Here is a 23,195-nt window from a genome sequence, read left to right as displayed (position 1 = left end):
ACCTGCCCTGGTCACGATGTCGTCGATCGAGCTCCCGGAGATGCCGCCGAGGTCCGTGGTGATGGTCATGAGGTACTCCGTCCTCTGCCCAGCGGGTTGTCGTCGCGGAGGTTGCCCGATGCGCCGGTCAGGTGTGGGCGACGGTGTCGGCCGCAGGACGAACTCTAGTGCATTGTAAACAATCGACGATTGGTTACCGTGGGGACCTGTCTCGAAGCACGCAGCGTGGGTGGCTTAGACAGGCAGGTGGAGTGGCGATTCGGCCGGCCAACCCTGATCGCTCGGCACCCGGTCTTGTCATTGAAGAAAGCGTGTCGTAAGGTGCTGATTGTTAACAATCTGGAGGTTGTGGATGAATGGGCAGCCCGCACCGAGCACCGGCGGAGAGATCCGCAACTACGTCGGCGGCTCCACGGTCGAGGCGTCGGGGCAGGGCACGGTCGAGGTGCTCAACCCCGCCGACGGGGCGACGCTCGCCTGGTTCCGCGAGTCGACGGCTGTCGACGTCGACAAGGCCGTTCGCGCGGCATCCGCGGCCTTCCCCTCCTGGGCGGCCCGCACCCCGCGTGATCGTGCGAACCTGCTCCGCCGGATCGCGGACGCGATGGAGGCGCACCTCGACGAGCTGGCCAAGCTGGAGGTCGTCGACGCCGGTAAACCTTGGTCGGCCAGCCGTGGAATCGAGCTGCCGGGTCTGCTGGACGCGCTGCGGCTTTTCGCCGGCCTACCGGGAATCGGCAGTGCGCAGCCGGCCGGCGAGTACCACGAGGGACACACGTCATTCCTCCGGCGCGAGCCCATCGGCGTCGCGGCGGCGATCACCCCGTGGAACTATCCACTCTGGCAGGCGATCTGGAAGATCGCTCCGGCGCTCGCGGTCGGAAACACGGTGGTCGTCAAACCGGCCGAGGACACTCCGCTGTCCACACTCCGCTTCGTCGAGCTCGCGGGCGAGATCCTGCCGCCCGGCGTGCTCAATCTCGTCCACGGGCGTGGCGACACCACGGGACAGGCGCTGGTGGCCCACCCCGAGGTGGGCGTCGTGTCGTTCACCGGATCGACCCGGGCCGGTCGCGTGATCGCCGCGGTGGCGGCAGCGGGCCCCAAGCGTTTGGTGCTGGAGCTCGGCGGCAATGCCCCGGTGATCGTCTTCGACGATGTCGATCTGGAGAGGACGGCGTATCACGTCGCCGGCACGGCGCTCTTCAACGCCGGCCAGGAATGCATGGCCGCCACGCGCGTGATCGTCCAGGAGGGCCTCCACGACCGGTTCGTCGAGGCTGTGGCCGGAGCCATGGAGAGCCTCACGGTGATGGGCGACCCGCTCGATGCGGCCACGAATCTGGGGCCGCTCATCTCGGCGGCGCAGCGCGACCGTGTCCAGGCTCTCGTCGACGGGGTTCCCGGACGGGCGAAGGTCGTCTTGGGAGGGCGGCCGGCCGACGGAGCGGGATACTTCTACCCGCCCACCTTGGTCACCGGTCTCGAGCAGTCGGACGAGATCGTGCAGACCGAGATCTTCGGGCCGGTCGCGACCGTGCAGAGCTTTGCCGACGAGGCGCAGGCGATCGCGTTGGCCAACGACGTCGAGCAGGGCCTTGCCGGATCTGTCTGGACACGCGATGTCGGCCGGGCCATGCGCGTCGCCAATGCGATCGAGTTCGGGAGCGTCTGGATCAACACGCACATGGCGCACGGGCCCGAGATGCCCGTCGGCGGCTTTCGGGGCTCGGGCTATGGAAAGGAAGGCGGCCTGGCGGGCCTCGACGAGTTCAGCCGCACGAAGCAGATCACCGTCAACTTGCATTGATCGGAAGCAAGGGCCAGGTCGGGACCGATGGCACGGCGGCACACCTGCTTGTGGTCGGTCCACACGAAATCTAGACTGCAAATTGTTTACAAAAGCCAGGAAGGGCTGATTGGATGACGCCACCCCTCCCTTTGGACCAGGCCGACGTCGTGGTCGTCGGAGCGGGCCCGTCCGGTGCCGTCATCAGCGGAACGCTCGCTCCGCTGGGCTTGAAGGTCGTGTGCCTCGAACAGGGCGACTGGATGAATCCCACCGATTTCGCCGGCAACCATCCGGAATGGGAGCTGCTGGTGCAGCAGCAGTGGGCGCATGACCCGAACCACCGCCGGCTGCCCGCCGACTACCCAGTGGACGTATCGGACTCCGACCTCGCGCCGGTCATGTTCAACGCCGTGGGCGGATCGTCGATCTACTACGGCGCGCACTGGCACCGGCTGCTGCCGTGCGATTTCCACGTGCGCACACTCGACGGCGTCGCGGACGACTGGCCGATCACCTACTCGGACCTGGCGCCCTACTACGCGAAGGCGGAGGCGTTGACCGGGGTCTCCGGTGTGAGCGGCGACCCTGCCTACCCTGATCACGAGGATGATTACCCACTGCCTCCGCTGCCCTTCGGGAAGGTCGGGCTCCGCGCCGCCCAAGGCGCGAACAAGCTGGGCTGGCATTGGTGGCCGGGCATCAACGCGATCCCGAGCGCCGACTTCAGGAACCTCAGCAAGTGCGCGCGCTACGGAGTCTGCGAGTGGGGCTGCCCGCAGTCGGCCAAGGCCTCCGCGGACGTGGCATGGTGGCCGCACGCGCTACGGTCCGGCGCGGCGCTCATCACGGGTGCGCGCGCCCGCCGGATCGAGACCGGACCGGGTGGGCGCGCCACCGGAGTCACCTGGATCGACCGTGCCGGGAGGGAGCACTTCCAACCGGGCAAAGCCGTGGTGATGTGCGGCAACGGCATCGGGACGCCCCGGCTGCTGCTGCTGTCCGACTCGCCGGCCCATCCGGACGGCCTGGCCAACTCCTCGGGCCTGGTGGGCAAGAACCTGCAGCTGCACCCGAACTCCGCGGTGTACGGCAGCTACGAGGAGGATCTTGAGAGCTGGCTCGGTCCGACCGGCCAGGCCATCCACTCGCTCGAGTTCTACGACACCCGGCCGGAGCACGACTTCGTCCGCGGCGCCAAACTGCACGCGATCGCCGCACCCGGCCCGCTCACGGCCATCGAGGTCCGCCGGTGGGGGCGGTCGTTCGACGACCTCTGGGGCGAGCCGATCCACGAGGCGGCGGCGACCCACGGACGGGGCATCTTCTGGGCTGCGAACACCGAGGACCTTCCCGACGAGCGCAACCAGGTGACGCTCTCCGATCACCTGGTCGACGGCGACGGCATTCCGGCGCCGAAGGTGAGCTACCGCGTCAGCGAGAACACGCGGCGGATCCTCGCGTTCACGGTGGACCGCATGCGCGAGCTGCACGAAGCCTCCGGTGCCACCGAGGTCATCTCCTTCCCTCTGCTCCCCGACCAGCCCGGCCACCTGCTCGGTACCGCTCGGATGGGCCATGACCCGGCGACGTCCGTGGTCAACTCCTTCGGCCAGGCGCACGACGTCGACAACCTGTTCATCGCAGACGGGAGCATCTTCGTGACCACGGGATCGGTGAATCCGACGGGAACCATCCACGCACTGGCCCTGCGCGTCGCCGAGGGCGTCGCGGCGTACGCCAAGAAAAAGGAGGTGCCCGCATGACGTCCCCGGGTGGCAACGTTCTCCGCCTGTCCGCGCCGGCGAGAATCACGCCTCGCGCGCTCACCGATGCCGAACTCGCCGCGGCCCGTGCGATCGCGGACGTGCTCGTGCCACGCGCCGGGGTCCATCCGGCCGCGACAGAGGATCCCGAGTACGACGGCCACCTGGCCCGGGCGCTCGCGGCGCGCCGAGACGCGTTCGAGACCGTCACGGCGGCCCTGGCGGAGATCGACACCTCCGATCCCGGGGTCCTGTGGGATCAGCTGCGCGCCATGGACGAGGAACGTCGAGATGACTTCCAGGCCCTGTCGGCGGTGATCGTCGGCGCCTGGCTGATCAATCCGGCGACCCGCGAGCGCATCGGCTATCCCGGGCAGCGTGCGGTGGGCTTTCCGTTCGACGCGGGGACCGAGGAACTGGCCGGCGGTCTCCTGGACCCGGTGCTCGAGCGCGGCCCGGTCGGGCGTCCCGCACCCGCCTGAGGAATCCCGGTTGCATACCAGGCAAATCTGCCATGCATTGTTAACAATCATCAATCGAACAATGTCCAACAGGTCCCGCAAGATCGAATGTTGGGAAGACCGCGTGCACGTGTCATCGCCAAGCCGCCGACCGGATCTCCAGGACGTCCTCGTCGCGCGTCGTGAGCAGGACGGCCGGGAGCGTCGTACGCCGCTGATCGACGACCCCCGCCTGGACGAGGCGATGGGCCGGCCCGCCGCGGCACTCGGCGCGACCGTCGTGCGGGCGGGCACCACCCCGGAGCAGGTCTTCGGGACTTGCGATGAGCCGGCCGACAAGCACGGACTGGCCAAGCCGCACCCGTTCGACCACGCGGATGTCATAGCCGGCCACGGTTCACTCCCGATCGAGATCCTCGAGGACGCGCCGGAGGCGGGGACGTCGTCGTTCCGACCGGAGGCGGGGGGCTGCGGGCCTCGATGGCGCTCGTGGTCAAGACGCTGGCTCCCCGCGTCCGCGTCGTCGGGGTCGAGCCCGCCGGCAGCGCGGCGATGCGACGATCCGTCGACGCCGGCCGGCCGGTCGGCCTGGAGCGGGCCGGGCACTCGATCGCCGACGGGCTGGTCAGCCCATGGCCCGGTGAGCTGCCGTACCCGATCGTCCGCGACCACGTCGACGACATCGTGCTGGTCGACGACGACGCAATCCTGGAGGCGATGGCGTTGGCGTATCGCGCCTTGCGGGTGGCCGTCGAGCCCTCGGCGGCTGCCTCATTGGCCGCGCTTCTCGCGCATCGGTGGCCCGGAGGCACCGAGGTCGCGGTGGCCACCGGTGGCAACTTCGATCCACGGCTCCTGGCTCATGTGATGAGCGGCGGAGTGGCAGAGCCGGGCTGCCGACAAGCCCGCACAACCCGATCACGACACGAAAGCCAGGTAGATCATGGCCCGTACCCCCCTCGTCACCGAGCGACTTCCCGCGCCCGTCCTTCCGTACTCGACCGCGGTCTCCGGGGCGGCGCGGCTGTGGCTCAGCGGCATCGTGGGCAACCGCCCGGGCACGCCGGACCTGGCGGGGGAGACGGCTGCCGACCAGCTCGTCCAGGTCCTGGCCAATCTCGATGCGGTTCTGGCCGGGGCCGGCAAGAGCGAGGCAGACGTCCTGAAGGTGACGTTGTACCTGACCGACATGTCCGAGTTCGCCGCGGTCAACGACGTGTACGCCCAGTACTTCACCAACCCTTACCCCGCGCGCACGGCGATCGCGGTCGCCGCGCTCCCGATCGGCGCGCGCATCGAGGCGGACGTGGTCGTCGGGTGACGTCCTGAACCAGGGGCGCGTTCGGGCAGCGATTGTAAACAATAAATCATTCAAGGAGAGTCATGGAGCTTCACGGACTCATGTCCGCCCTGGCGACGCCGTTCACGGCCGGGGGCGCAAGCCTCGACGAGGCCGCCCTACGCAGCCACGTGGACAGCCAGATCCAGGGCGGTGTCCACGCGCTGATCCCGTGCGGATCGACCGGCGAGTTCACGACCCTGACGGTGGACGAGCGCCGCCTGGTGACCGAGATCGTCATCGACCAGGCCGCCGGCCGTGTCCCGGTCGTGCCCCACGTCGGGGCGCTCACCGCTAGGGACGCGATTGCGCTGGGCAGGCACGCCGAGGAGAAGGGCGCCGACGCCCTGATGGTGGTCGCGCCGTTCTACGAGGCGCTGCCGATGGAGGACGTGCTCGGCTTCTACCGCAAGGTCGCCGGGGCGGTGTCGGTTCCGATCATGGTCTACAACGCCCCGCTGGCGACCGGCGTCAATATCGATCCGGACACCATGGCCTCGCTCGCTCGCGAGGTCGAGCAGATCAAGTACGTGAAGGACACCAGTTGCGACATGCACCAGGCCGGGATCCTGATCCACGAGTACGGGGACGCCTTCAAGACCTTCGTCGGACTGGACACCCTCTACTTCACCTCGCTCGCGGTCGGTGGTGCGGGCGCCATCAACGGGGCGGCCAACTTGATCGCTCCCGAGTTGGTCGCGGTCTGGGACGCGATTCAGGCCAATAGCCTCGCGGACGCCCGCAAGGCCTGGAACCTCGCGTACCCGGTCATGAGATTTCTCACCACCGTCCCGTACAACGCGGGTGTCAAGGCCGGGCTCGACATCCTCGGGAAGTCGTTCGGCGACCCGCGCGAGCCCCTCGGCGCGCTGCCCGCGGAGGCCCGGAGCCCGCTTGAGGCGGCCCTCAAGCGGATCGCCTCCGCCTGATCCTCCGCACGTATCGACGAGCCGCACCAGATGCTCTCCGTTCCAGGTGACACCTCCCCGGACCGGGGACCCGCGCCGTGGCGTGCAGGGACAGACCTTCCAGCTCGCCACGGCCGCACGCCACGACGGGCCTGCGTGGCCGACATGAGGCGCCGGGGACGTCTTCCCCGGCGAGTTCCGAACTGCAACTGCCCGGACAGGCTCGGCCGAGCCTCCACCGGCTCTCCACGTGAACAGGTGCCATTGATGAGTGACAAGACCGCCGTCGCGCAGCGGCTCGAGGACAAGTACGCGGTCGAGGACGGTCAGATCTACCTCTCCGGGCTCCAAGCCCTCGTTCGTCTGCCGATGGACCAGCGCCGGCGCGACGAGAGGAACGGCCGCAATACTTCGGCGTTCATCTCCGGCTACGAGGGGTCGCCGCTCGCCGGATACGACCTCGAGTTGCAGCGTCGGGGAAGCCGGCTCGACGAGCTGGGAATCGTCTTCACCCCCGGCCTCAACGAGGAACTGGCAGCGACCGCGGTCGTCGGCAGCCAGATGGTGGGCAACGTCGCGGGTCGAACCGTGGACGGCGTCGCAGGCTACTGGTTCGGGAAGGCGCCCGGACTCGACCGGGCCGCTGACGCATTGAGGCACGCCAACCTCGCGGGTACCAGCCCCGAAGGGGGAGCGTTGGCGCTCGTCGGCGACGACTCGGTGGCCAAGTCCTCCACCGTGCCCAGTGCTTCCGAGATGGCTCTCGCCGAGCTCGGCATGCCGGTCCTGGTGCCGTCGGACGCGCAGGACGTGCTCGACTTCGGCATCCACGGAATGGCGATGTCGCGATTCAGCGGGCTGTGGGTAAGCCTCAAGATCGCCACGAACGTGGCGGACGGTCACTCCACCGCCGCCGTCGGTCTGGACACGCCGCGGGTCGTCGTTCCCGGCAACATCGTCGACGGGAAACCCTACGTTCACGAGCCGAGCTTGATGCTCGGCCAACCCTACCTCGCGGCGTTGGAGCGGAGCATGGTGCACCAGCGCCTCGAGTTGGCGGGGCGCTACGCCCGTGCCAACCGCCTCAACCGGGTGTACGACGCATCCGCCGCCAGGGTCGGGATCGTGGCCGCGGGAAGCACCTACCTCGACCTGCGCCAAGCCCTCGACTCGCTGGGTCTCGCACCGGCGGAGGCGGAGGCCGCCGGACTCCGCATCCTGCGTCTCGGCATGGTCTGGCCGCTGGACCCCGAGGAGATCGCCGCGTTCAGCGAGGGCCTCGACGAGATCATTGTCGTCGAGGAGAAGCGTCCCTTCATTGAGGCCGGCATCCGGAACATCCTCTACGGGCGCAACGGAGCCCCGGTCGTCGTCGGCAAGACCGACATCAACGGATCCGAGCTCTTCCGCGCGGACAACGACCTCGGCGCCGACCGGATCGCCACCGGACTGCGTCGGCGGCTCGCATCGCATTACGATCTTCCGGAGCCGGTGGCGACGCCGGGCAGGAGCCTGCTCGGCCGGCCGCTCGCACTGCTCCCGCGCACGCCGTACTTCTGCTCTGGTTGCCCGCACAACAGGTCCACTCAGGTGCCGGACGGCTCACTCGTATCGGCAGGCATCGGTTGTCACGGCATGGTCGGCCTGGTGGCCTCCGGCCAGGTCGGTGACGTCATGGGGCTGACCCAGATGGGCGGCGAGGGAGCGAGCTGGATCGGTCTCTCGCCGTTCGTGGAGACGCCACATATGTTCCAGAACATTGGCGATGGCACATTCCACCATTCCGGGAGCCTGGCGGTGCGGGCCGCGGTCGCATCCGGCGTCAACATCACCTACAAGCTGCTCTACAACTCCGCCGTCGCGATGACCGGCGGACAGGACGCCGTGGGCGGGATGAGCGTGGCCAAGGTGAGCCAGGCTCTCTTGGCCGAAGGGGTCGCCAAGGTGGTGATCACCACGGACGACGTGAGGCGGTACCGCAGGGCCAGGCTGCCGCGCGGGGTGGCGGTCCACGACCGAGGCGATCTGGTGGAGGTGCAGCGGGAACTGGCGGACACCCCGGGTGTCACGGTGCTCATCCACGATCAGGAATGCGCTGCCGAGCTGAGGCGCAAGCGCAAGCGCGGCAAGGCCGTGGAGCCTGCGCAGCGCGCGTTCATCAACGGACGCGTTTGCGAGGGCTGCGGCGACTGCGGCCAGAAGTCGAACTGCCTTTCGGTCCAGCCCGTAGAGACCGAGTTCGGCCGGAAGACACAGATCCATCAGCCGTCCTGCAACAAGGACTTCTCCTGCCTCGACGGGGACTGTCCGTCCTTCCTCACCGTGGTCCCGGGGGAGAAGGTCGCGCGAGGCCGCCGAGACGCCCCACCGATCGATGCGGCGGCGTTGCCGGAGCCGGCGCAGGTGGTTGATCCCAACCGGTTCAGCGTGCGCATCACCGGGGTGGGCGGCACGGGCGTGGTGACGATGGCGCAGGTGGTGGCCACCGCCGCGGCTCGCTCCGGGTTTGAGGTCCGTGCTCTGGACCAGACCGGGCTGTCCCAGAAGGGCGGCGCGGTCGTCTCCGATCTCAAGGTCACCCGCGAGCCCATCGAGCTGGCGGCGAAGGTCGGCGCCGGTGAATGCGACCTGTACCTGGGCTGCGACGTTCTGGTCGCCGCCTCGGAGGACAACCTCGGCACCGCCTCACCGGAGCGGACAGTCGCGGTCGTGTCCACCGCCGAGGTGCCCACGGGGGCGATGGTCGCCGACACCACCGTGCACTTCCCCGCGGCGCGGGACACGCTCGGCCGTATCGGCGACCGGACGCGCAAGGACGCCGGCCGCTTCGTCGATGCGCGTGAGGCGACCCTCGACCTGTTCGGTGACGATCAGTACGCGAACATGTTCCTCGTCGGCGTCGCGCTTCAGCTCGGCGCTCTACCCGTGCCCGCCGACCAGATCGAGGCGACGATCGCGCTCAACGGTGTCGCCGTCGAGCGCAACACGCAGGCGTTTCGGCGTGGCCGGCAGCTGATCGCGGACCCCGACTCGTTCCGCGCCGCCCTGCGGAACGGCGGAACCGTCGACGCGAACGATACCGCCGAGGCTCCCGAGGCCGGTCTCGAGGATATCGTCCGCCTTCGGATCGCTGAGCTCACCGCGTACCACAACGCGGCGTACGCGGACCGGTATGCCTCGGTCGTCGAACGAGTCCGGGCCGCGGAGGAGCGCGTGGCGGGCGCTCAGGCCACCACCCTGACGGTCGAAGTCGCCCGGCACCTGTTCAAGCTGATGGCGTACAAGGACGAGTACGAGGTCGCCCGGCTCAGCGTCCGTCCCGGGCTCGTCACCGAGCTCGAGGAGCAGTTCGGCCCCGGGGCGAGCTACCGCTACCGGCTGCATCCGCCGGTCCTGCGGGCCCTGGGCATGAAGAAGAAGATCAGCCTGGGGCCGTGGTTCCGCATTGTTTTCCGGGCGCTCTACCGAATGAGACGGGTCCGCGGTACCCGCTTCGACGTGTTCGGCTACGCGAAGGTCCGTCGCACCGAGCGGGCGCTCGTCGGCGAGTACACGGCCCTGGTCGAGCAGCTGCTGGAACGACTCGACGAAAACAACGTCGACGCCGTTGCGGAGGTTGCGGCGCTGCCCGACATGGTGCGCGGCTACGAGGAAGTCAAGATGCGGAATGTCGAGCTCTACCGCGCCGAGGTCGCGCGCAAGCTCGCCGGGCTGGACTCGTCCGGCCGGATCGCGTCGCCGGCGGGAGGGTGAGCGCGATGAGCGGTTATGACGTCCTCGTCATCGGCGGCGGCATGGCCGGAGCGTCCATCGGCTACGAGATCGCGGCGGACCACAGCGTCGGTCTGCTCGACATGGAGTCCACGCTGGCCTACCACACCACCGGCCGGTCGGCGGCGGTGTTCGTCGAGGTGCTGGGATCGGCCCTCGTCAGGGGTCTCACCCTCGCGAGCCGGGAGCACCTCTCCGACGGAGAAGACTGGTTCGACTCGCCGGCGATGAAACCGCTGCCGTCCCTGATCGTGGCGACGCCGGGAGACGAAGAGAAACTCCGTGCCTGGCACGCAGAGGTGAGTGCGCAGGTTCCGGACCTCGCGATCGTGGACGCCACCGAGGTGCTCGAACTCAACCCGGTGCTGCGCTCGGGGTACTACCGCATCGGTGCCTACGAGCCTCGGGCGATGGAGATGGACGTCCACACGATTCACTCCGCCTACCTCCGCGGCCTGCGCCGCCGCGCCGGAAAGGTGCATCCCGCGGCACCGGTCGTGGCCGCCACGCGCGCCGGGAACGTCTGGAGGGTGGTCTTGCGCGACGGCAGCGTGGTGGAAGCCGAGACGGTGGTCAACGCCGCGGGCGCGTGGGCCGACGAGGTCGCGCGGATCTTCCGGGTGGCCCCGGTGGGGATCACTCCGCTGCGCCGCAGCATGTTCGGGGTCCGTGCGCCGGAGGGCTGCGAAGTCTCACGGATCCCCCTGACCAACGAAGTCGAGAGCAGGTTCTACTTCAAGCCCGAGGGCGACGGATTCATCTGCTCGCCGGTCGACGAGACTCCGCACGAGCCGGCCGACGCCAAGGCCGACCCGCTGGAGATCGCGAGGGCACTGGACGCGCTCGGTGAGGCGACGGTCATCGGCGCGCGGAGTGTGCGATCGGAGTGGGGTGGACTTCGCAGCTTCGTCGCCGACCGGCACCCGGTCGTCGGGTTCGACTCATCCGTCGACGGCTTCTTTTGGTACGCCGGGCAGGGGGGATACGGCATCCAGACGGCGCCCGCGCTGTCCCGCGTCGGTGCGGCACTGCTCGCCGGCCGCGGACTGCCGGACGATGTTGCCGGGTACGGCGTCACCGCCGAGAAGCTGTCGCCGCATCGGCCCGAACTGGCCTCGGCGCGCGCCGGCCGCGGGAATGTCCCGGGCGCGGAGTCGGAACCCCACGAGGACGAGGAGTAGGCGTACATGCGGTGGGACAAGGTTTACAACGTCGTCGGATGCCATGCGGCGGGCATGGTCGGTGACGTGGTGGTCGGCGGCGTGCCTTCGGTGCCGGGGGAGACCGTCTTCGAGAAGATGCAGTACTTCCAGCGGAACCTCGATCACATCCGCCGCACGCTGATGTACGAGCCGCGCACCGTGTCGGGTCTCAATTTCGTCGTGCCGGCCGGCGACCCGGAGGCGGCGTACGGCTACATCATCGCCGAGCCGATCGAGTACGTCGCGATGTCGGGGAGCAACACGCTGTGCGTTGCCACCGTGCTGCTCGAGACGGGGATGGTTCCGATGGTCGAGCCGGTCACCGAGCTGACCTTGGAAGCACCCGCCGGCCTCATCCGCCTGCGCTGCGAATGCAGGGACGGCAAGGTCACGAACGTCTCCTTCCTGAACCAGCCCTCGTTCGTCTACCACCACCAGGCACCGGTCGAGGTTGCCGGGTCCGGGACGATCCCGGTCGATGTCGCCTGGGGAGGAATGACTTACGCCATCGTCGACGCCGAAGCTCTCGGCTTCCGGCTCACCGAGGATGAGGCGCGCGATCTGGTCGCGCTCGGGCAGCGGATCAAGGCTGCCGCCGCCGAGCAACTCCCGGTGGTCCACCCGCTGGAACCGCGGCACCACGGCATCACGCAGACCGAGTTCGCCGGCCCGCTGCGGATGGTCGACAGTGTACTGACTTCGCGCAACGCGGTCGTGATATCGCCAGGCGTGGTCGACCGGAGTCCGTGCGGGACCGGCACCTCGGCACGGCTGGCCCTCCTGCACGCACAAGGCGAACTCGAGATCGGGCAGCCGTTCGTGCACGAGTCGATCCTGGGCACCAGATTCACCGCCGAGGTCGAGAGCACCACGACGGTCGGTGCGTACCCGGCCGTGTCGCCCCGGGTGGGCGGTCAGGCATGGATCAACTCGACGATGCAGGTGGGTGTCGATCCCACGGACCCCTTCCCTGAGGGCTACATGCTCGGCGACAAGTTCGTCGACGACATCGACAGCCTGAGCCTCATCCCCCCGAGCCCGCCACCGGTGCCCACGACCATGGGAAAGGAGGACGGCCCGTGCGAATGAGACAGATGATCCACCTGGTCAGCGCCCACAATGAGGGCATGCGAGCCGACGTCGTCGTCGGTGGGCTGCCGCCGGTGCCGGGCGAGACCGTCCGCGACAAGATGCTCTACTTCCAGAATAATCTTGACAGCATCCGCAAGATGCTCGTCCTGGAGCCACTGACCTGGGGCGTGTCCGTGAACTTCGTGGTGCCCTCGAACCACCCTGATGCGGACTTCGGCTACATCATCGCGTTGCCGACCGAGTACGTCGCGATGTCCGGCAGCAACACGATGTGCGTCGCCACGGTCCTGCTCGAGACCGGCATGGTTCCGATGGTCGAGCCGGTCACCGAGTTGACCCTGGAGGCGCCGGTCGGGCCGATCCGGATTCGCGCCGAATGCCGGGACGGCAAGGTGCTCAGCACGTCGTTCCTCAACCAGCCGGCCTTCGTCTACCACCAACGGGCGCCCCTTGACGTCCCCGGCATCGGCACCGTTCCCGTCGACGTCGCGTGGGGTGGCATGACCTACGCGATCGTCGACGCCGAGACTCTGGGCTTCAAGATCACCCGCGATGAGGCCGCACGGCTCGTGGAGGTCGGGCAGCGGGTCAAGAAGGCCGCCCACGAGCAACTGGAGGCCGTGCACCCGCTCGAACCGCGCTTCAACGGAATCACCCAGACCTTGATCGCGGGACCGCTTCGTGAGGAAGGCGGCGTCCTGCGATCACGCAACACCGTCGTGGTGAGCCCGGGCGGGCTGGATCGGTGCCCGTGCGGCACCGGCACCTCCGCGCGCCTCGCGCTTCTCCACGCCCGCGATGACATCGAGGTCGGTCAGACCTTCATCCACGAGAGCGTCCTGGACACCACCTTCACCGCGTCGATCGACGAGATCACCACCGTCGGTGATCTGCCCGCCGTGCGCCCTCGGGTGGCAGGCCAGTCGTGGATCACGGCGGTCAAGCAGATCGGGCTCGACCCGACCGATCCATTCCCGGAGGGCTTCGCGCTTGCGGACTACTGGAAGGAAGTCCCGAAGCTCAAGCGTGTCGAATGAACTCCCCGGCATCATGCCGGGCCGCCGTGTCGAGTGAAACCAAGCCCTTGTCGACAGACGTGACCGAAGATAATCGTGACGATTGTCGACAATCAACAATTGCTGTCAGTGATGACTTCGACGAAGGACCAAGGATGGATGCGCTCGAATTTGTGAAGTCCGTACCGACCCAGGCTTTCATCGACGGAGCGTTCGTCGACCCGGCCTCGCGCGGAACCCTGGACTCGTTCGCACCGGCGACGGGCGAGATCTTCGCCCAGATCGCCGACTGCGGCGAGGCCGATGTGGACGCTGCCGTCGCAGCCGCACGGAAGGCATTCGACGACGGTCGGTGGTCGCGCCTGGCGCCCGAGAAGCGCAAGGCCGCGATGCTCGGTTTCGCCGACCTCATCGAGTCGAGGTCTCAGCAGTTCATCGACATCGAGTCGATCGATGCGGGCAAGCCGGTCCACGATCTCGAGACCATCGACGTCCCCCACGTCGTCAGCACTATCCGTCACTACGCCGAGATGATCGACAAGGTCTACGGCAAGGTGGCACCCACCAGTGAGAAGAACCTCGCACTGGTCGTGAAGGAGCCGGTCGGTGTCGTCGGCGCGGTGCTTCCGTGGAATTTTCCGATCGCCATCGCGAGCCAGAAGCTCGGCCCCGCCCTGGCCGCGGGGAACTCCGTGGTCGTCAAGCCGCCGGAGCAGGCGTCGCTGAGCACCATCTACCTCGCTCAGCTTGCCGCCGAGGCCGGCATTCCCGACGGTGTCATCAATGTGCTGCCCGGACGTGGCGAGATCGCGGGCCGGGCGCTCGGCCTGCACATGGACGTCGACGCGATCACCTTCACCGGTTCCACCGCGGTGGGGCAGGCGTTCCTGCGCTACTCTTCGGAAAGCAACATGAAGAGGGTCGTGCTCGAGTGCGGCGGCAAGAGCGCGGGGATCGTGCTGAGTGACGCCGGCCGCAACCTGGAGGCGGTCGCGCTCCAAACATCGATCGCCGGCTTCTGGAATGCCGGCCAGAACTGCACCTGCGGATCACGGATCCTGGTGCACAAGTCACTCCACAAGGACTTCGTCGAGACACTTTCGGCTATCGCTTCACAGTGGAAAGTGGGTTCGCCGCGCGATTCGGAGTCCCAGATCGGACCGATCATCGAAGCGTCGGCCCTGGACAGGATTCTCGGCCACATCGACGAGGCGGCGGCCTCCGGTGCGCAGGTCGCGTTCGGTGGAAAGCGCCTCTACGAGGAGACTGGCGGCTGGTTCGTCCAACCGACCGTCATCGACAACGTCCGACCCGGCCAGAGAATCTGGCGCGAGGAAGTGTTCGGGCCGGTCGTCGGGGTGACTCCATTCGAGACGGATGACGAAGCGGTCGCCTTGGCCAACGATTCGTCGTATGGCTTGCACGCGACCTTGTACACCCATGACCTCGACCGTGCCGTCAAGGTGTCGCGGCGGGTCCGTGCGGGCGTCATCGCGGTCAACGAGTACAGCGAGGGCAGCCTCGCCACCCCGTTCGGCGGCTACAAGATGTCGGGCTTCGGCGGTCACGACAACGGCACCGAGGCGCTTGAGCAGTACACCGAGACCAAGACGATCTGGATGGCGCTCGGCGACGACGCCTGACGGCCCGAAGGAGAAGAAGTCCGATGAACGACAGGTTCGCCGGTCGTACCGCGATCGTGACCGGTGCCAGCAGAGGCATCGGCCTGGCCATTGCCGAGCGGCTCGTGGCCGACGGTGCGAAGGTGGTCATCACCGCTCGGAACAAGGACGCTCTGGACGAGGCGGTGGACGTGCTCGGCGGACCGGAGCACGCGCTCGCCGTCGCGGGCAGCGCCGACGACCCCGGGCATCAGGCCGACGCAGTGGGGCATGCGGTCGAAAGGTTCGGCAGCCTCGACATGCTGGTCAACAATGCGGCGATCAGCATGGGCTACGGCTGCCCGATGGTCGAACTCGCACCGGATGCCGTGCGCAAGATCGTCGAGGTGAACTGCCTCGCCGCACTGGCCTGGGTACAGCAGGCACATCGCGCCTGGATGAAGGAGCACGGTGGTGCCATCGTCAACGTCTCGTCCGTGGCGTCGCTTCGCGCCGCCCCGAACATCGGCCTCTACGGCGCGACCAAGGCGATGCTGACCCACATGACCGAGCAGCTCGCCGTCGAGCTCGCCCCGGACATTCGTGTCAACTCGATTGCGCCGGCCATGGTGAAGACGAAGTTCGCGGCGCCTCTTTACGAGGGCCGTGAGGCTGAACTCGCGGAGAGGTATCCGCTCAAGCGTCTCGGCATGCCGGAGGACATCGGCGGCGTCGTTGCGTTTCTGCTGTCCGAGGACGCCGCCTGGATGACCGGTCAGCAACTGGTCGTCGACGGAGGCGTGATGTCGGTTGGAATGGCCGGATGAGCATTCAGGGAAAGGGTGTCGTCGTGACCGGTGCCGGGCACGGCATCGGCAGGGCGATCGCAGCCCGGCTGGCGACCGAGGGGGCGCGGGTCGTCGTCAACGACCTGGACGCGGCTGCGACCGCGGCGGTCGCAGAGGACATCGGCGGCTACGCCGTCGCCGGCGACGCGGGCAGTGAAGCCGGTGTGGCGGATCTTGTCGAACGAGCACAAGGGCACCTCGGGAACATCGACGTCTGGTTCGCGAACGCCGGGACCGAGGGCGGCGTCGGGCTGGACGCTCCCGAGGCGGAGTGGGCGGGGGCGCTCGACGTGAACCTGCTCGGGCACGTACGCGCCGCGCGCAGGCTCGTTCCGGGCTGGGTCGACCGCGGACAAGGTCGCTTCGTGGTCACCGCGTCGGCCGCCGGACTCCTCACCATGCTGGGCAGCCCGGTGTACTCCGTCACCAAGCACGGTGCGGTGGCCTTCGCCGAGTGGCTCTCGGCGACCTACCGTCACCGGGGAGTCGTCGTGCAAACGATCTGTCCGCTGGGTGTGCGGACCCGGATGTACGAGGCGTCGGGCGCGTTCCAGGAGCTGCTGAACCTCAGCGACGTCGTGTCGCCGGACGAACTCGCCGAGACGGTGTGGCGGGCGATGCAGGACGACAGGTTCTACATCCTCCCGCACCCGGAGGTTGCCGACTACTACGTCGGACGGGCCGGCGACCCGGAACGGTGGCTGCGCGGCAGAACAAGCTGCGGCAGGGTCTGGAGCAGAAAGGCGTCAGCACGTGATGGGGCAGCTGCCCCCGGCTCAAGCTGTCCGACCCATCGTGATCTCAGGCCGAGCCCGACATCGTCGGCGCCCAGGCCGTCGGCATGGCCGGCTGTCGACATGGGCACGGTGATCTGCCTGTGACGTCCGAAGCACCGCCAGGACTCGACCTCGAACGCCTCGCGCGCTGGCTGTCCGACACCTTTCCGACCGCCGACGGTGGACTGACTGCAACGCTGATCGCGGGAGGCAAGTCCAACCTGACGTACGTCGTGGCGGACGGCGACCGTGAGTGGATCGTGCGCCGGCCCCCGATGGGACATGTGCTGCCGACGGCACACGACATGGCGCGGGAATACCGGGTGATGTCGGCGCTGAAGGACACGCCCGTGCCGGTACCGCGCACATATGCGCTCTGCCAGGACGACTCCGTCATCGGTGCGCCGTTCTATGTAATGGAGCGATGTGCCGGGACGCCGTACCGTCGGGCGGTCGAGCTCGCCGAGCACGGGCGAGAACGCACGCGGACCATCGCCACGCAGCTCGTCGACATTCTGGCGGCCTTGCATCAGGTGGAGCCGGGTGAGCTCGGGCTCGATGACTTCGGGAAGCCCGCCGGCTTCCTGACCCGGCAGGTCCACCGCTGGAAGAAGCAGCTCGACGCGTCTCACCATCGCGATCTGCCCGCTGTCGACGAGCTGTATGCGCGTCTGGCCGCGGACGTACCACCGGACTCCGGAACCGCTGTCGTGCACGGCGACTACCGCCTGGACAACGTGCTCGTCTCCTCGGACGACCGGGCGACCGCGGTGCTGGACTGGGAGATGGCCACGCTCGGTGACCCGCTGACCGACCTGGCGTTGATGCTGGTGGACCACCGGCTAGGCGAGGTCCTCTCCGGCGACGGCTTCAGCGACGCCGCTTCGGCTCCCGGTTTCCTCACAGAGGACGAGATCATCATGCGGTATGCCGACGGCAGCGACCGCGACCTGTCCCGCTTCGGCTTCTACCTCGGACTCGCGACGTTCAAGCTCGCCGCAATCCTCGAGGGCATCCACTTCCGCCACCTCCACGGCCAGACGGTCGGAGAGGGCTTCGACACGATCGGCGACGCGATCCACCCGCTGCTCGAGGGTGGTCTCACCGCGATGAAGGAGTACCACTGATGGATTTCGAGTACGACACGAGGACCGCCGAGCTCCGGGCATCGCTGCTCGAGTTCATGGACAGCCATGTGTACCCGGCGGAACAGACGTATCAGGACCAGCTCGCGCAGCTCGATGACCCGTGGGCCTGGGACTCGGCACCGATCCTCGCTGAGCTGCGGGCCGAGGCGCGCGAGCGCGGGCTCTGGAACCTCTTCCTGCCCGGACAGGACGGCGCCGGTCTGACAAACGTGCAGTACGCGCCGCTGGCCGAGATCACCGGGCGCAGCCTTCACGTGGCGCCGCCCGCGCTGAACTGCGCGGCCCCCGACACGGGCAACATGGAGGTGCTCTCGCTGTTCGGCTCTCCCGAGCAGCGGGAACGCTGGCTCGATCCGCTGCTGGAAGGCGGAATCCGGTCGGCGTTCGCGATGACCGAGCCCGCGGTCGCGTCCTCCGACGCCACCAACATCTCGACCCGGATCGAGCGCGACGGTGACGAGTACGTCCTCAACGGCCGCAAGTGGTGGATCAGCGGTGCGATGAACCCGAACGCGAAGGTCTTCATCGTGATGGGCAAGACCGATCCGTCCGCAGACCGGCATCGCCAGCAGTCGATGATCCTCGTGGAACGCGACACTCCCGGCGTCGAGATCCACCGCGGCATGCACGTCCTGGGGTACCCCGACCACGAGCATGGGGGACATGCGGAGCTCTCGTTCACGGATGTGCGCGTCCCGGCGAGCAACCTGATCGGCGCCGAGGGCGGCGGATTCGCCATCGCGCAGGCAAGGCTCGGGCCCGGCCGGATCCATCACTGCATGCGCAGCATCGGCCTCGCCGAGCGTGCCGTCGAGCTCATGTGCGATCGTGTCGCGAACCGCGTCGCCTTCGGCAAGCCGCTCTCGGAGCAGGGCGTTGTCCGGGATTGGATCGCCGAGTCGCGAGTGCGCTTGGAGCAACTGCGTCTGCTCGTGCTCAAGGCGGCTTGGCTGATGGACACGGTCGGCAACAAGGGTGCCCACACCGAGATCCAGGCGATCAAGATCGCAACGCCGACGACCGTCCAGTGGATCGTCGACAAGGCGATCCAGGCGCACGGAGCCGGCGGACTGTCGCAGGACTTTCCGCTGGCCAACATGTTCGCGTTCATCCGGACGCTGAGGTTCGCCGACGGACCGGACGAAGTGCACAAGAACGCGCTTGCGAAGAGCGAGCTGAGTCGACGGGCCAGGGCGGAACGATGACTACGCTCGACGAACTGCGGCAGAAGGTCGACGACTTCCGATGCCACTGGGCCGCGGACGCAAGAACGCTGTGGATCATTTTCCGTCTGGCAGATGGGTGTCGTACCACGCTGCGGCGTCGGTGATCGCCTGGTCGAGGTCGCCGGGGTGGTAGTCGAGTTTGCGGCTCGCTTTGCTCCAGTCCGACGCCTGGGGTGAGCAGAGGTACTTGGCCATTCCGGGATCCATATCCGGTTCCTTGCCAGTGAAGCGAGCCAGGAACGCGGCGAACGCACCGTACGTGCGGAACATTCCGGCCGACAGCGTCACTGGACGCCGCCGCGCCCCGACGAGTTCGCCAGCGCGAGCGAAGACGTCGGCGTAGGACAGGTTGTGGCCCGTGAGGTTGTAGCCCTCTCCGGTGCCACCCCTCACCGCAGCTGCCAGCGCGCCCTCTGATACAGCCCGGACGTCACAGAACGACCCCGTTCCAGGCGGTGCGTAGACCTTGCCGGCGCGCAGATCGCGGATGATGCGTCCGAACTGGAAGGTGTGGTCGTAGGGGCCGACCATGAACCCGGGATAGACGACCACGACATCGAGACCCTCGTCGAGGCGTCGGCGCACAGCTGCCTCCCCGGCCATTTTGGTGTCGGCATAGTCGTAGCCGATGCCAGTGAATGGATGCTCGCCGTGGCGTTCCGGCAAGGGTGAGCCGTCGGCGTTGTAGCCGTGGACATCGAGCGTGCTGGTATGGATGAATCGCTTGACACCGGCGCGGAGCGCGGCGTCGGCGAGCAGGCCGGCACCCTCGACGTTGACCCGCCGTCGGCGCGCGGCGAGACCGCTCCAGGTAGAGGTGTCGCCGGCGACGTTGAAGACCCAGTCCTGGCCGTCGACGAGCTCGGGTAGCCGGTGGGGATCGCCGAGGTCGGCGAGCCGGACCCGGAGTGAGAGATCGTCGAGGAATCGTGTCGACGAACCAGGTGCCCCTGTCGCGACAACCTCGTGCCCTGCGGCGATGAGTGTCCGTACGAGGTTCCCGCCGAAGAAGCCGGTGGCACCGGTGACGAGGCAACGCATCGGGTTCCTCCTCAGAGATCGTTGCTGCGTGGTTCGTGATCGACGGCGCCGGGGGTGGTGACGCCTCGTTGGCGGAGGTAGCGATCACGGCCCTTGCGCCCCAGGTGGTTCAGCACAGGAAGCAGGGGCGGGATCAGCCATGGGAAGGCCTCGACGGTTCTGCTCAGGATGCTGTCCTGGTAAGGCACGTAGATCTCGAGGTGCCTGGTGCGGAGGGCCCGTTCGAAGTCATCGGCCACTTGCCCGGCGGTCGCGAACTTGCCGACGAAGTTCAACGGGCCGGCTCCGTGGAGAGCTTCGTACATCAGCATCGGGGTGTCGGTCGAGCCTGGATAGACGCCCGACACCGCCACTCCGGAGCCGCGGAGTTCGTTGCTGAGAGCGCAGAGGTTGGCGCGCAAGCCGGCCTTGGCGGCGGAGTACGCCGCCGAGCCGGGCAAAGCGGCGATGCCACCGAGCGAGACCGTGGCGAGGAGATGTCCGCGGCCGCGCTCTGCGAAGACGCGCGCGGCGGTCGCGAGCAGATGGATCGGACCGGTCAGCATAACCATGAGCTGCTGGTCCACTAGGTCGAGTGGAACGTCGATCGCAGCGCCCGGAAGATTGATGCCCGCGTTGCACACCAGCAGTTCGAGGTCGTCCGCCCACTCGTCCTCGATGCGACAGGTCAGGGCGGCGACGGCGGCGGCGTCGCCCAGGTCGCAGCCGACGGCTTCGACAGCGGGAAGCCCAGCCAGGGCCTCGATGACCGCCTCAGCTCGTCGATCGACTCCGATGATGCGGTAACCCTGTGCGGACAGCCTGCGGGCGAGTTCGGTGCCGATTCCTCCCGCCGCTCCGGTAAGGAGCGCGGCGCGTCGCGGACCGGTCTGCGGAAACTTCTCGGCCATGACGGGACTCCGTGGTGCCGACGATGTCGTCACGAGCGGCCTCAGTTCCGCGACAGGTAGCGACGCGGGTTGTCGACCAGCATTGTGGTGATCTGTTCCTCGCTCAGGCCTGCCTGCCGGAGCTTCGGCAGTACCTCGTTGGAGATGAAAGTGAAGTGCCAGTCGGGTACGACCTGCTCCGGGAATCCCGGCTGGAACCAGTCGTTGTGGCACGCAGCGTCATGTGCCAGCAGCATCCGGTCGGCGTAGCCCTCCGAGACGAGTTGCACGACCGTGGCAACACGCTGCTCGGTGGGCAGCAGGTTGTCGAGCCCGAAACGGTCCATGCCCAGATAGGAGCCACCGTCGATGATCCGGTGCAGGTAGTCCAGGTCGGCGCTGTCGCCGCAGTGGCCGATCACCAGTTTGCCGGGGTCCACGCCGGCCTTCGTGAAGTACTCCTGCGCGAGCAGTCCGGTGCCGTGCGGAGCGCTGGTGTGGACGGTGATCGGGGCACCGGTCTCGCGGCTGGCCTCTGCCACCGCAGCGAAGACCCTCTCGACCCCGTCGGTGAGCGTCGAGTCGATGGCGCACTTGAGGAATCCGGCCTTTACCGACGTACCGCCGATTCCCTCGGTCAGGTCTTTGAGGAACATGCCGACCATGGGTTCGTCGCCGCCGAGCGGAGTGCCGGGACCGTGAAAGGAGAAGAAGAACGGGACGCTGTCGAAGGTGTAGATACCGGTCGCCGGAATGATGTTCAGGTCGACTCGTTCGTTCACGTCGATGACGCGTTGGATATCGCGGCCGAGGCCGAGGACGGTCGGGTCGAGGATCGTGTCGACGCCGGCCGTTTTGAGGGCGCCGAGCCGGGCTACCGCGTCCGCGATCCGTGCGTCCTCGTCCCACAGCTCGGGGTAGTTGTGCTCGATCTCGTGATCGAGGATGAAGACGTGTTCGTGCACCAGCGTGGCGCCGAGGCTGCCGACGTCCATCGGTCCGCGAACACTTTCGACGGTAGTCATGGGAATGCCTCCGGACGTCGGTGTGGTCGGGCACGGTGATCGCGCCCCCATTTCCATCTACTGCAGCGAATAGACAGCCGTAGGAGCGCCGAACACGGATTCGTCGACCTCGACGCCGAGGCCGGGCGCGTCGTTCCAGTGAATGTCCCCGTCGATCACGGTCGGCCCCGTTGCGTTGCCGCCGGCGGGCCGGTACGACGCGGGCATGCCCTCGTGGCTGAAGAACGAAGCGGACAGGAAGTTCCCCGCCGGGATCGTCGCCGCCAGTTGCACCGTCGCGCCGCTGGCGAGGTCGGCCCCCATCGGCTCGTCGACCAGGATCATGACGCCTGCGGCGACGCAGATGTCGCGGATCTTGGCAGCCTTCGTCAGTCCGCCGACACGGGTCGGCTTGAGGTTGAGAGCGTCGGCGAGGCCGAGCCCGACCACGGACAACATGTCCGCGGGCTCCTTCACGCTCTCGTCGACCAGCATCGGCCGGTCTGTGTGCCGGCGCACGCGCTCGAGCTCGGCGACCGTCCGGCACGGCTGTTCGAGGTAGGTCTCGACGCCTTCCACGGCGCCAAGGAACCGCAGGGTCTGGGCGACCGTCCAGCCGGCGTTCGCGTCGCAGGTCAGAAAGGAGGAGTTCTCCGGGAGGACGTCCACGACGGCGTGCACCCGATCGGCGTCCTGGAGAGGGTCGTTGCCCAGTTTGAGCTGCCAGTGACGGAAGCCGTGCTCGGCGTAGCGGCCGACCTTCTCGGCCATCTCCGCCGGGTGCCCGAGCCCGACCGCGGTGAAGGTTCCGAACGTCGACTGCTGGACGCCCCCGAGAAGCCGGGCCACCGGCTGACCGAGCAGCTTGCCGCGCAGGTCCCACATCGCATTGTCGATCACGGCCTTGCCCGGAAGGTGGCCGATCAGAGCCGCGTCCATCCGTGTCACCAGGGTGTCGGCCTCGAAGACGTTCGCCTCGAGCACGACAGGCGCAAGCTCGGCGACGGTGGCATGCAGGCTTCCGGGAAAGCCGTCCATGTAGTTGCCGCCGAGGGTGCATGCCTCTGCGTAGCCGACGGTGCCGTCCTCGGCCGTCACGCGCACGACGGTGCTCGCCAGGGAACGGACCACCCGGTTGTGCGACATGACGTACTCGCCGTCGAACACGGGCAGATCCGCCCGGTAGCACGCGATCTCTTTGATCTTGATGGCTTGGCTCCTCGCTGCCTCGAGCCGAACGAACTTCCACCGATGCCTTGCCGGAAGCGCGTTCAACGATATAGCTTTCTGCTCATTGTAAACAATCATCCATCTATGGATGGTTGCTCTTGCGCTGAG

General features: G+C 67.8%; 19 protein-coding genes and 1 pseudogene. 15 read left to right on the top strand and 5 right to left on the bottom strand.

The annotated features are described in order from the left end of the window. Positions 1-352 precede the first annotated feature (352 nt). The 3 genes from K8Z49_RS09340 (at position 353) to K8Z49_RS09330 (ending at position 4,037) form a co-directional block, all read left to right on the top strand. The gene (locus tag K8Z49_RS09340; protein ID WP_412518192.1) at positions 353-1,810 is read left to right on the top strand and encodes an aldehyde dehydrogenase family protein; all 1,458 of its coding nucleotides are present in this window, start codon (positions 353-355) and stop codon (positions 1,808-1,810) included. Between the two features lie 113 nt (positions 1,811-1,923). Continuing rightward, the gene (locus tag K8Z49_RS09335) at positions 1,924-3,555 is read left to right on the top strand and encodes a GMC family oxidoreductase (RefSeq protein WP_075021950.1); all 1,632 of its coding nucleotides are present in this window, start codon (positions 1,924-1,926) and stop codon (positions 3,553-3,555) included. Next, a complete protein-coding gene (locus K8Z49_RS09330; protein WP_412518190.1) occupies positions 3,552-4,037 on the top strand; it encodes a hypothetical protein in 486 nt (161 codons plus the stop codon). Before K8Z49_RS09335 ends, K8Z49_RS09330 begins: the two co-directional genes overlap by 4 nt. A 112-nt stretch (positions 4,038-4,149) precedes the next feature. Here the strand turns inward: K8Z49_RS09330 and K8Z49_RS09325 are convergent, their stop codons facing one another. Continuing rightward, positions 4,150-4,410, bottom strand: coding sequence for a hypothetical protein (locus tag K8Z49_RS09325; protein WP_412518188.1), 261 nt, complete (start codon positions 4,408-4,410; stop codon positions 4,150-4,152). 59 nt (positions 4,411-4,469) lie between these two features. On the opposite strand from K8Z49_RS09325, the pseudogene K8Z49_RS09320 reads away from it, so the two are divergent. The 12 genes and pseudogenes from K8Z49_RS09320 to K8Z49_RS09265 form a co-directional block, all read left to right on the top strand. After that, positions 4,470-4,838, top strand: a pseudogene (locus K8Z49_RS09320) (pyridoxal-phosphate dependent enzyme); the annotation flags it as partial. 121 nt (positions 4,839-4,959) lie between these two features. After that, positions 4,960-5,337, top strand: coding sequence for a Rid family detoxifying hydrolase (locus tag K8Z49_RS09315; protein WP_412518186.1), 378 nt, complete (start codon positions 4,960-4,962; stop codon positions 5,335-5,337). A 62-nt stretch (positions 5,338-5,399) separates the two neighbouring features. After that, positions 5,400-6,284, top strand: coding sequence for a dihydrodipicolinate synthase family protein (locus K8Z49_RS09310; protein ID WP_412518184.1), 885 nt, complete (start codon positions 5,400-5,402; stop codon positions 6,282-6,284). Positions 6,285-6,530: 246 nt separating this feature from the next. Further along, positions 6,531-10,016: an indolepyruvate ferredoxin oxidoreductase family protein gene (locus K8Z49_RS09305; RefSeq protein WP_412518182.1), complete on the top strand. Its 3,486-nt coding sequence runs from the start codon at positions 6,531-6,533 to the stop codon at positions 10,014-10,016. A 5-nt stretch (positions 10,017-10,021) separates the two neighbouring features. Continuing rightward, a complete protein-coding gene (locus tag K8Z49_RS09300; protein ID WP_075021944.1) occupies positions 10,022-11,215 on the top strand; it encodes an NAD(P)/FAD-dependent oxidoreductase in 1,194 nt (397 codons plus the stop codon). A gap of 6 nt (positions 11,216-11,221) precedes the next feature. Continuing rightward, positions 11,222-12,325 carry a proline racemase family protein gene (locus K8Z49_RS09295; protein ID WP_075021943.1) on the top strand — a complete coding sequence of 368 codons (1,104 nt, stop codon included), beginning with the start codon at positions 11,222-11,224 and terminating at the stop codon, positions 12,323-12,325. Between the two features lie 5 nt (positions 12,326-12,330). Next, positions 12,331-13,365 (top strand): proline racemase family protein, encoded by a 1,035-nt coding sequence (locus tag K8Z49_RS09290; protein WP_412518179.1) that lies wholly within the window; start codon positions 12,331-12,333, stop codon positions 13,363-13,365. 134 nt (positions 13,366-13,499) lie between these two features. After that, on the top strand, positions 13,500-14,987 hold the full coding sequence (locus K8Z49_RS09285) for an aldehyde dehydrogenase family protein (protein WP_075021941.1): 1,488 nt from the start codon (positions 13,500-13,502) through the stop codon (positions 14,985-14,987). Between the two features lie 23 nt (positions 14,988-15,010). Further along, positions 15,011-15,772, top strand: a complete 762-nt coding sequence (locus K8Z49_RS09280) for an SDR family oxidoreductase (RefSeq protein ID WP_412518177.1) — start codon at positions 15,011-15,013, stop codon at positions 15,770-15,772. Then, positions 15,769-16,674 (top strand): SDR family oxidoreductase, encoded by a 906-nt coding sequence (locus K8Z49_RS09275; protein WP_412518175.1) that lies wholly within the window; start codon positions 15,769-15,771, stop codon positions 16,672-16,674. The genes K8Z49_RS09280 and K8Z49_RS09275 overlap by 4 nt, the downstream gene beginning before the upstream one ends. Next, on the top strand, positions 16,671-17,696 hold the full coding sequence (locus K8Z49_RS09270; protein ID WP_412518173.1) for a phosphotransferase family protein: 1,026 nt from the start codon (positions 16,671-16,673) through the stop codon (positions 17,694-17,696). The genes K8Z49_RS09275 and K8Z49_RS09270 overlap by 4 nt, the downstream gene beginning before the upstream one ends. Further along, entirely contained in the window at positions 17,696-18,922 is a 1,227-nt protein-coding gene (locus tag K8Z49_RS09265) for an acyl-CoA dehydrogenase family protein (RefSeq protein ID WP_412518171.1), read from the top strand. The genes K8Z49_RS09270 and K8Z49_RS09265 overlap by 1 nt, the downstream gene beginning before the upstream one ends. Positions 18,923-18,997: 75 nt before the next feature. On the opposite strand, the gene K8Z49_RS09260 is transcribed toward K8Z49_RS09265, so the two are convergent. From K8Z49_RS09260 to K8Z49_RS09245, 4 genes are all read right to left on the bottom strand, one after another. After that, a complete protein-coding gene (locus tag K8Z49_RS09260; RefSeq protein WP_412518169.1) occupies positions 18,998-19,984 on the bottom strand; it encodes an NAD-dependent epimerase/dehydratase family protein in 987 nt (328 codons plus the stop codon). Between the two features lie 11 nt (positions 19,985-19,995). Then, a complete protein-coding gene (locus K8Z49_RS09255) occupies positions 19,996-20,874 on the bottom strand; it encodes an SDR family NAD(P)-dependent oxidoreductase (RefSeq protein ID WP_412518167.1) in 879 nt (292 codons plus the stop codon). Between the two features lie 41 nt (positions 20,875-20,915). Then, positions 20,916-21,848: a phosphotriesterase gene (locus K8Z49_RS09250; RefSeq protein ID WP_412518165.1), complete on the bottom strand. Its 933-nt coding sequence runs from the start codon at positions 21,846-21,848 to the stop codon at positions 20,916-20,918. 87 nt (positions 21,849-21,935) lie between these two features. Next, complete coding sequence (locus K8Z49_RS09245) at positions 21,936-23,132, bottom strand: mandelate racemase/muconate lactonizing enzyme family protein (RefSeq protein WP_412518163.1); 1,197 nt, start codon at positions 23,130-23,132, stop codon at positions 21,936-21,938. Positions 23,133-23,195: the final 63 nt, after the last annotated feature.

It is taken from the genome of Actinomadura madurae, assembly GCF_047130825.1.
GTDB lineage: Bacteria > Actinomycetota > Actinomycetes > Streptosporangiales > Streptosporangiaceae > Spirillospora > Spirillospora madurae.
The sequence above is the reverse complement of the archived record's forward strand: the minus strand, read 5'-3'. Positions and strand labels throughout refer to the sequence as shown.

Coding starts and splice junctions, on each gene's coding strand:
- K8Z49_RS09340 (WP_412518192.1), top strand. CDS start 353: ATGAATGGGCAGCCCGCACCGAGCACCGGCGGAGAGATCCGCAACTAC.
- K8Z49_RS09335 (WP_075021950.1), top strand. CDS start 1,924: ATGACGCCACCCCTCCCTTTGGACCAGGCCGACGTCGTGGTCGTCGGA.
- K8Z49_RS09330 (WP_412518190.1), top strand. CDS start 3,552: ATGACGTCCCCGGGTGGCAACGTTCTCCGCCTGTCCGCGCCGGCGAGA.
- K8Z49_RS09315 (WP_412518186.1), top strand. CDS start 4,960: ATGGCCCGTACCCCCCTCGTCACCGAGCGACTTCCCGCGCCCGTCCTT.
- K8Z49_RS09310 (WP_412518184.1), top strand. CDS start 5,400: ATGGAGCTTCACGGACTCATGTCCGCCCTGGCGACGCCGTTCACGGCC.
- K8Z49_RS09305 (WP_412518182.1), top strand. CDS start 6,531: ATGAGTGACAAGACCGCCGTCGCGCAGCGGCTCGAGGACAAGTACGCG.
- K8Z49_RS09300 (WP_075021944.1), top strand. CDS start 10,022: ATGAGCGGTTATGACGTCCTCGTCATCGGCGGCGGCATGGCCGGAGCG.
- K8Z49_RS09295 (WP_075021943.1), top strand. CDS start 11,222: ATGCGGTGGGACAAGGTTTACAACGTCGTCGGATGCCATGCGGCGGGC.
- K8Z49_RS09290 (WP_412518179.1), top strand. CDS start 12,331: ATGATCCACCTGGTCAGCGCCCACAATGAGGGCATGCGAGCCGACGTC.
- K8Z49_RS09285 (WP_075021941.1), top strand. CDS start 13,500: ATGGATGCGCTCGAATTTGTGAAGTCCGTACCGACCCAGGCTTTCATC.
- K8Z49_RS09280 (WP_412518177.1), top strand. CDS start 15,011: ATGAACGACAGGTTCGCCGGTCGTACCGCGATCGTGACCGGTGCCAGC.
- K8Z49_RS09275 (WP_412518175.1), top strand. CDS start 15,769: ATGAGCATTCAGGGAAAGGGTGTCGTCGTGACCGGTGCCGGGCACGGC.
- K8Z49_RS09265 (WP_412518171.1), top strand. CDS start 17,696: ATGGATTTCGAGTACGACACGAGGACCGCCGAGCTCCGGGCATCGCTG.
- K8Z49_RS09260 (WP_412518169.1), bottom strand. CDS start 19,984: ATGCGTTGCCTCGTCACCGGTGCCACCGGCTTCTTCGGCGGGAACCTC.
- K8Z49_RS09255 (WP_412518167.1), bottom strand. CDS start 20,874: ATGGCCGAGAAGTTTCCGCAGACCGGTCCGCGACGCGCCGCGCTCCTT.
- K8Z49_RS09250 (WP_412518165.1), bottom strand. CDS start 21,848: ATGGACGTCGGCAGCCTCGGCGCCACGCTGGTGCACGAACACGTCTTC.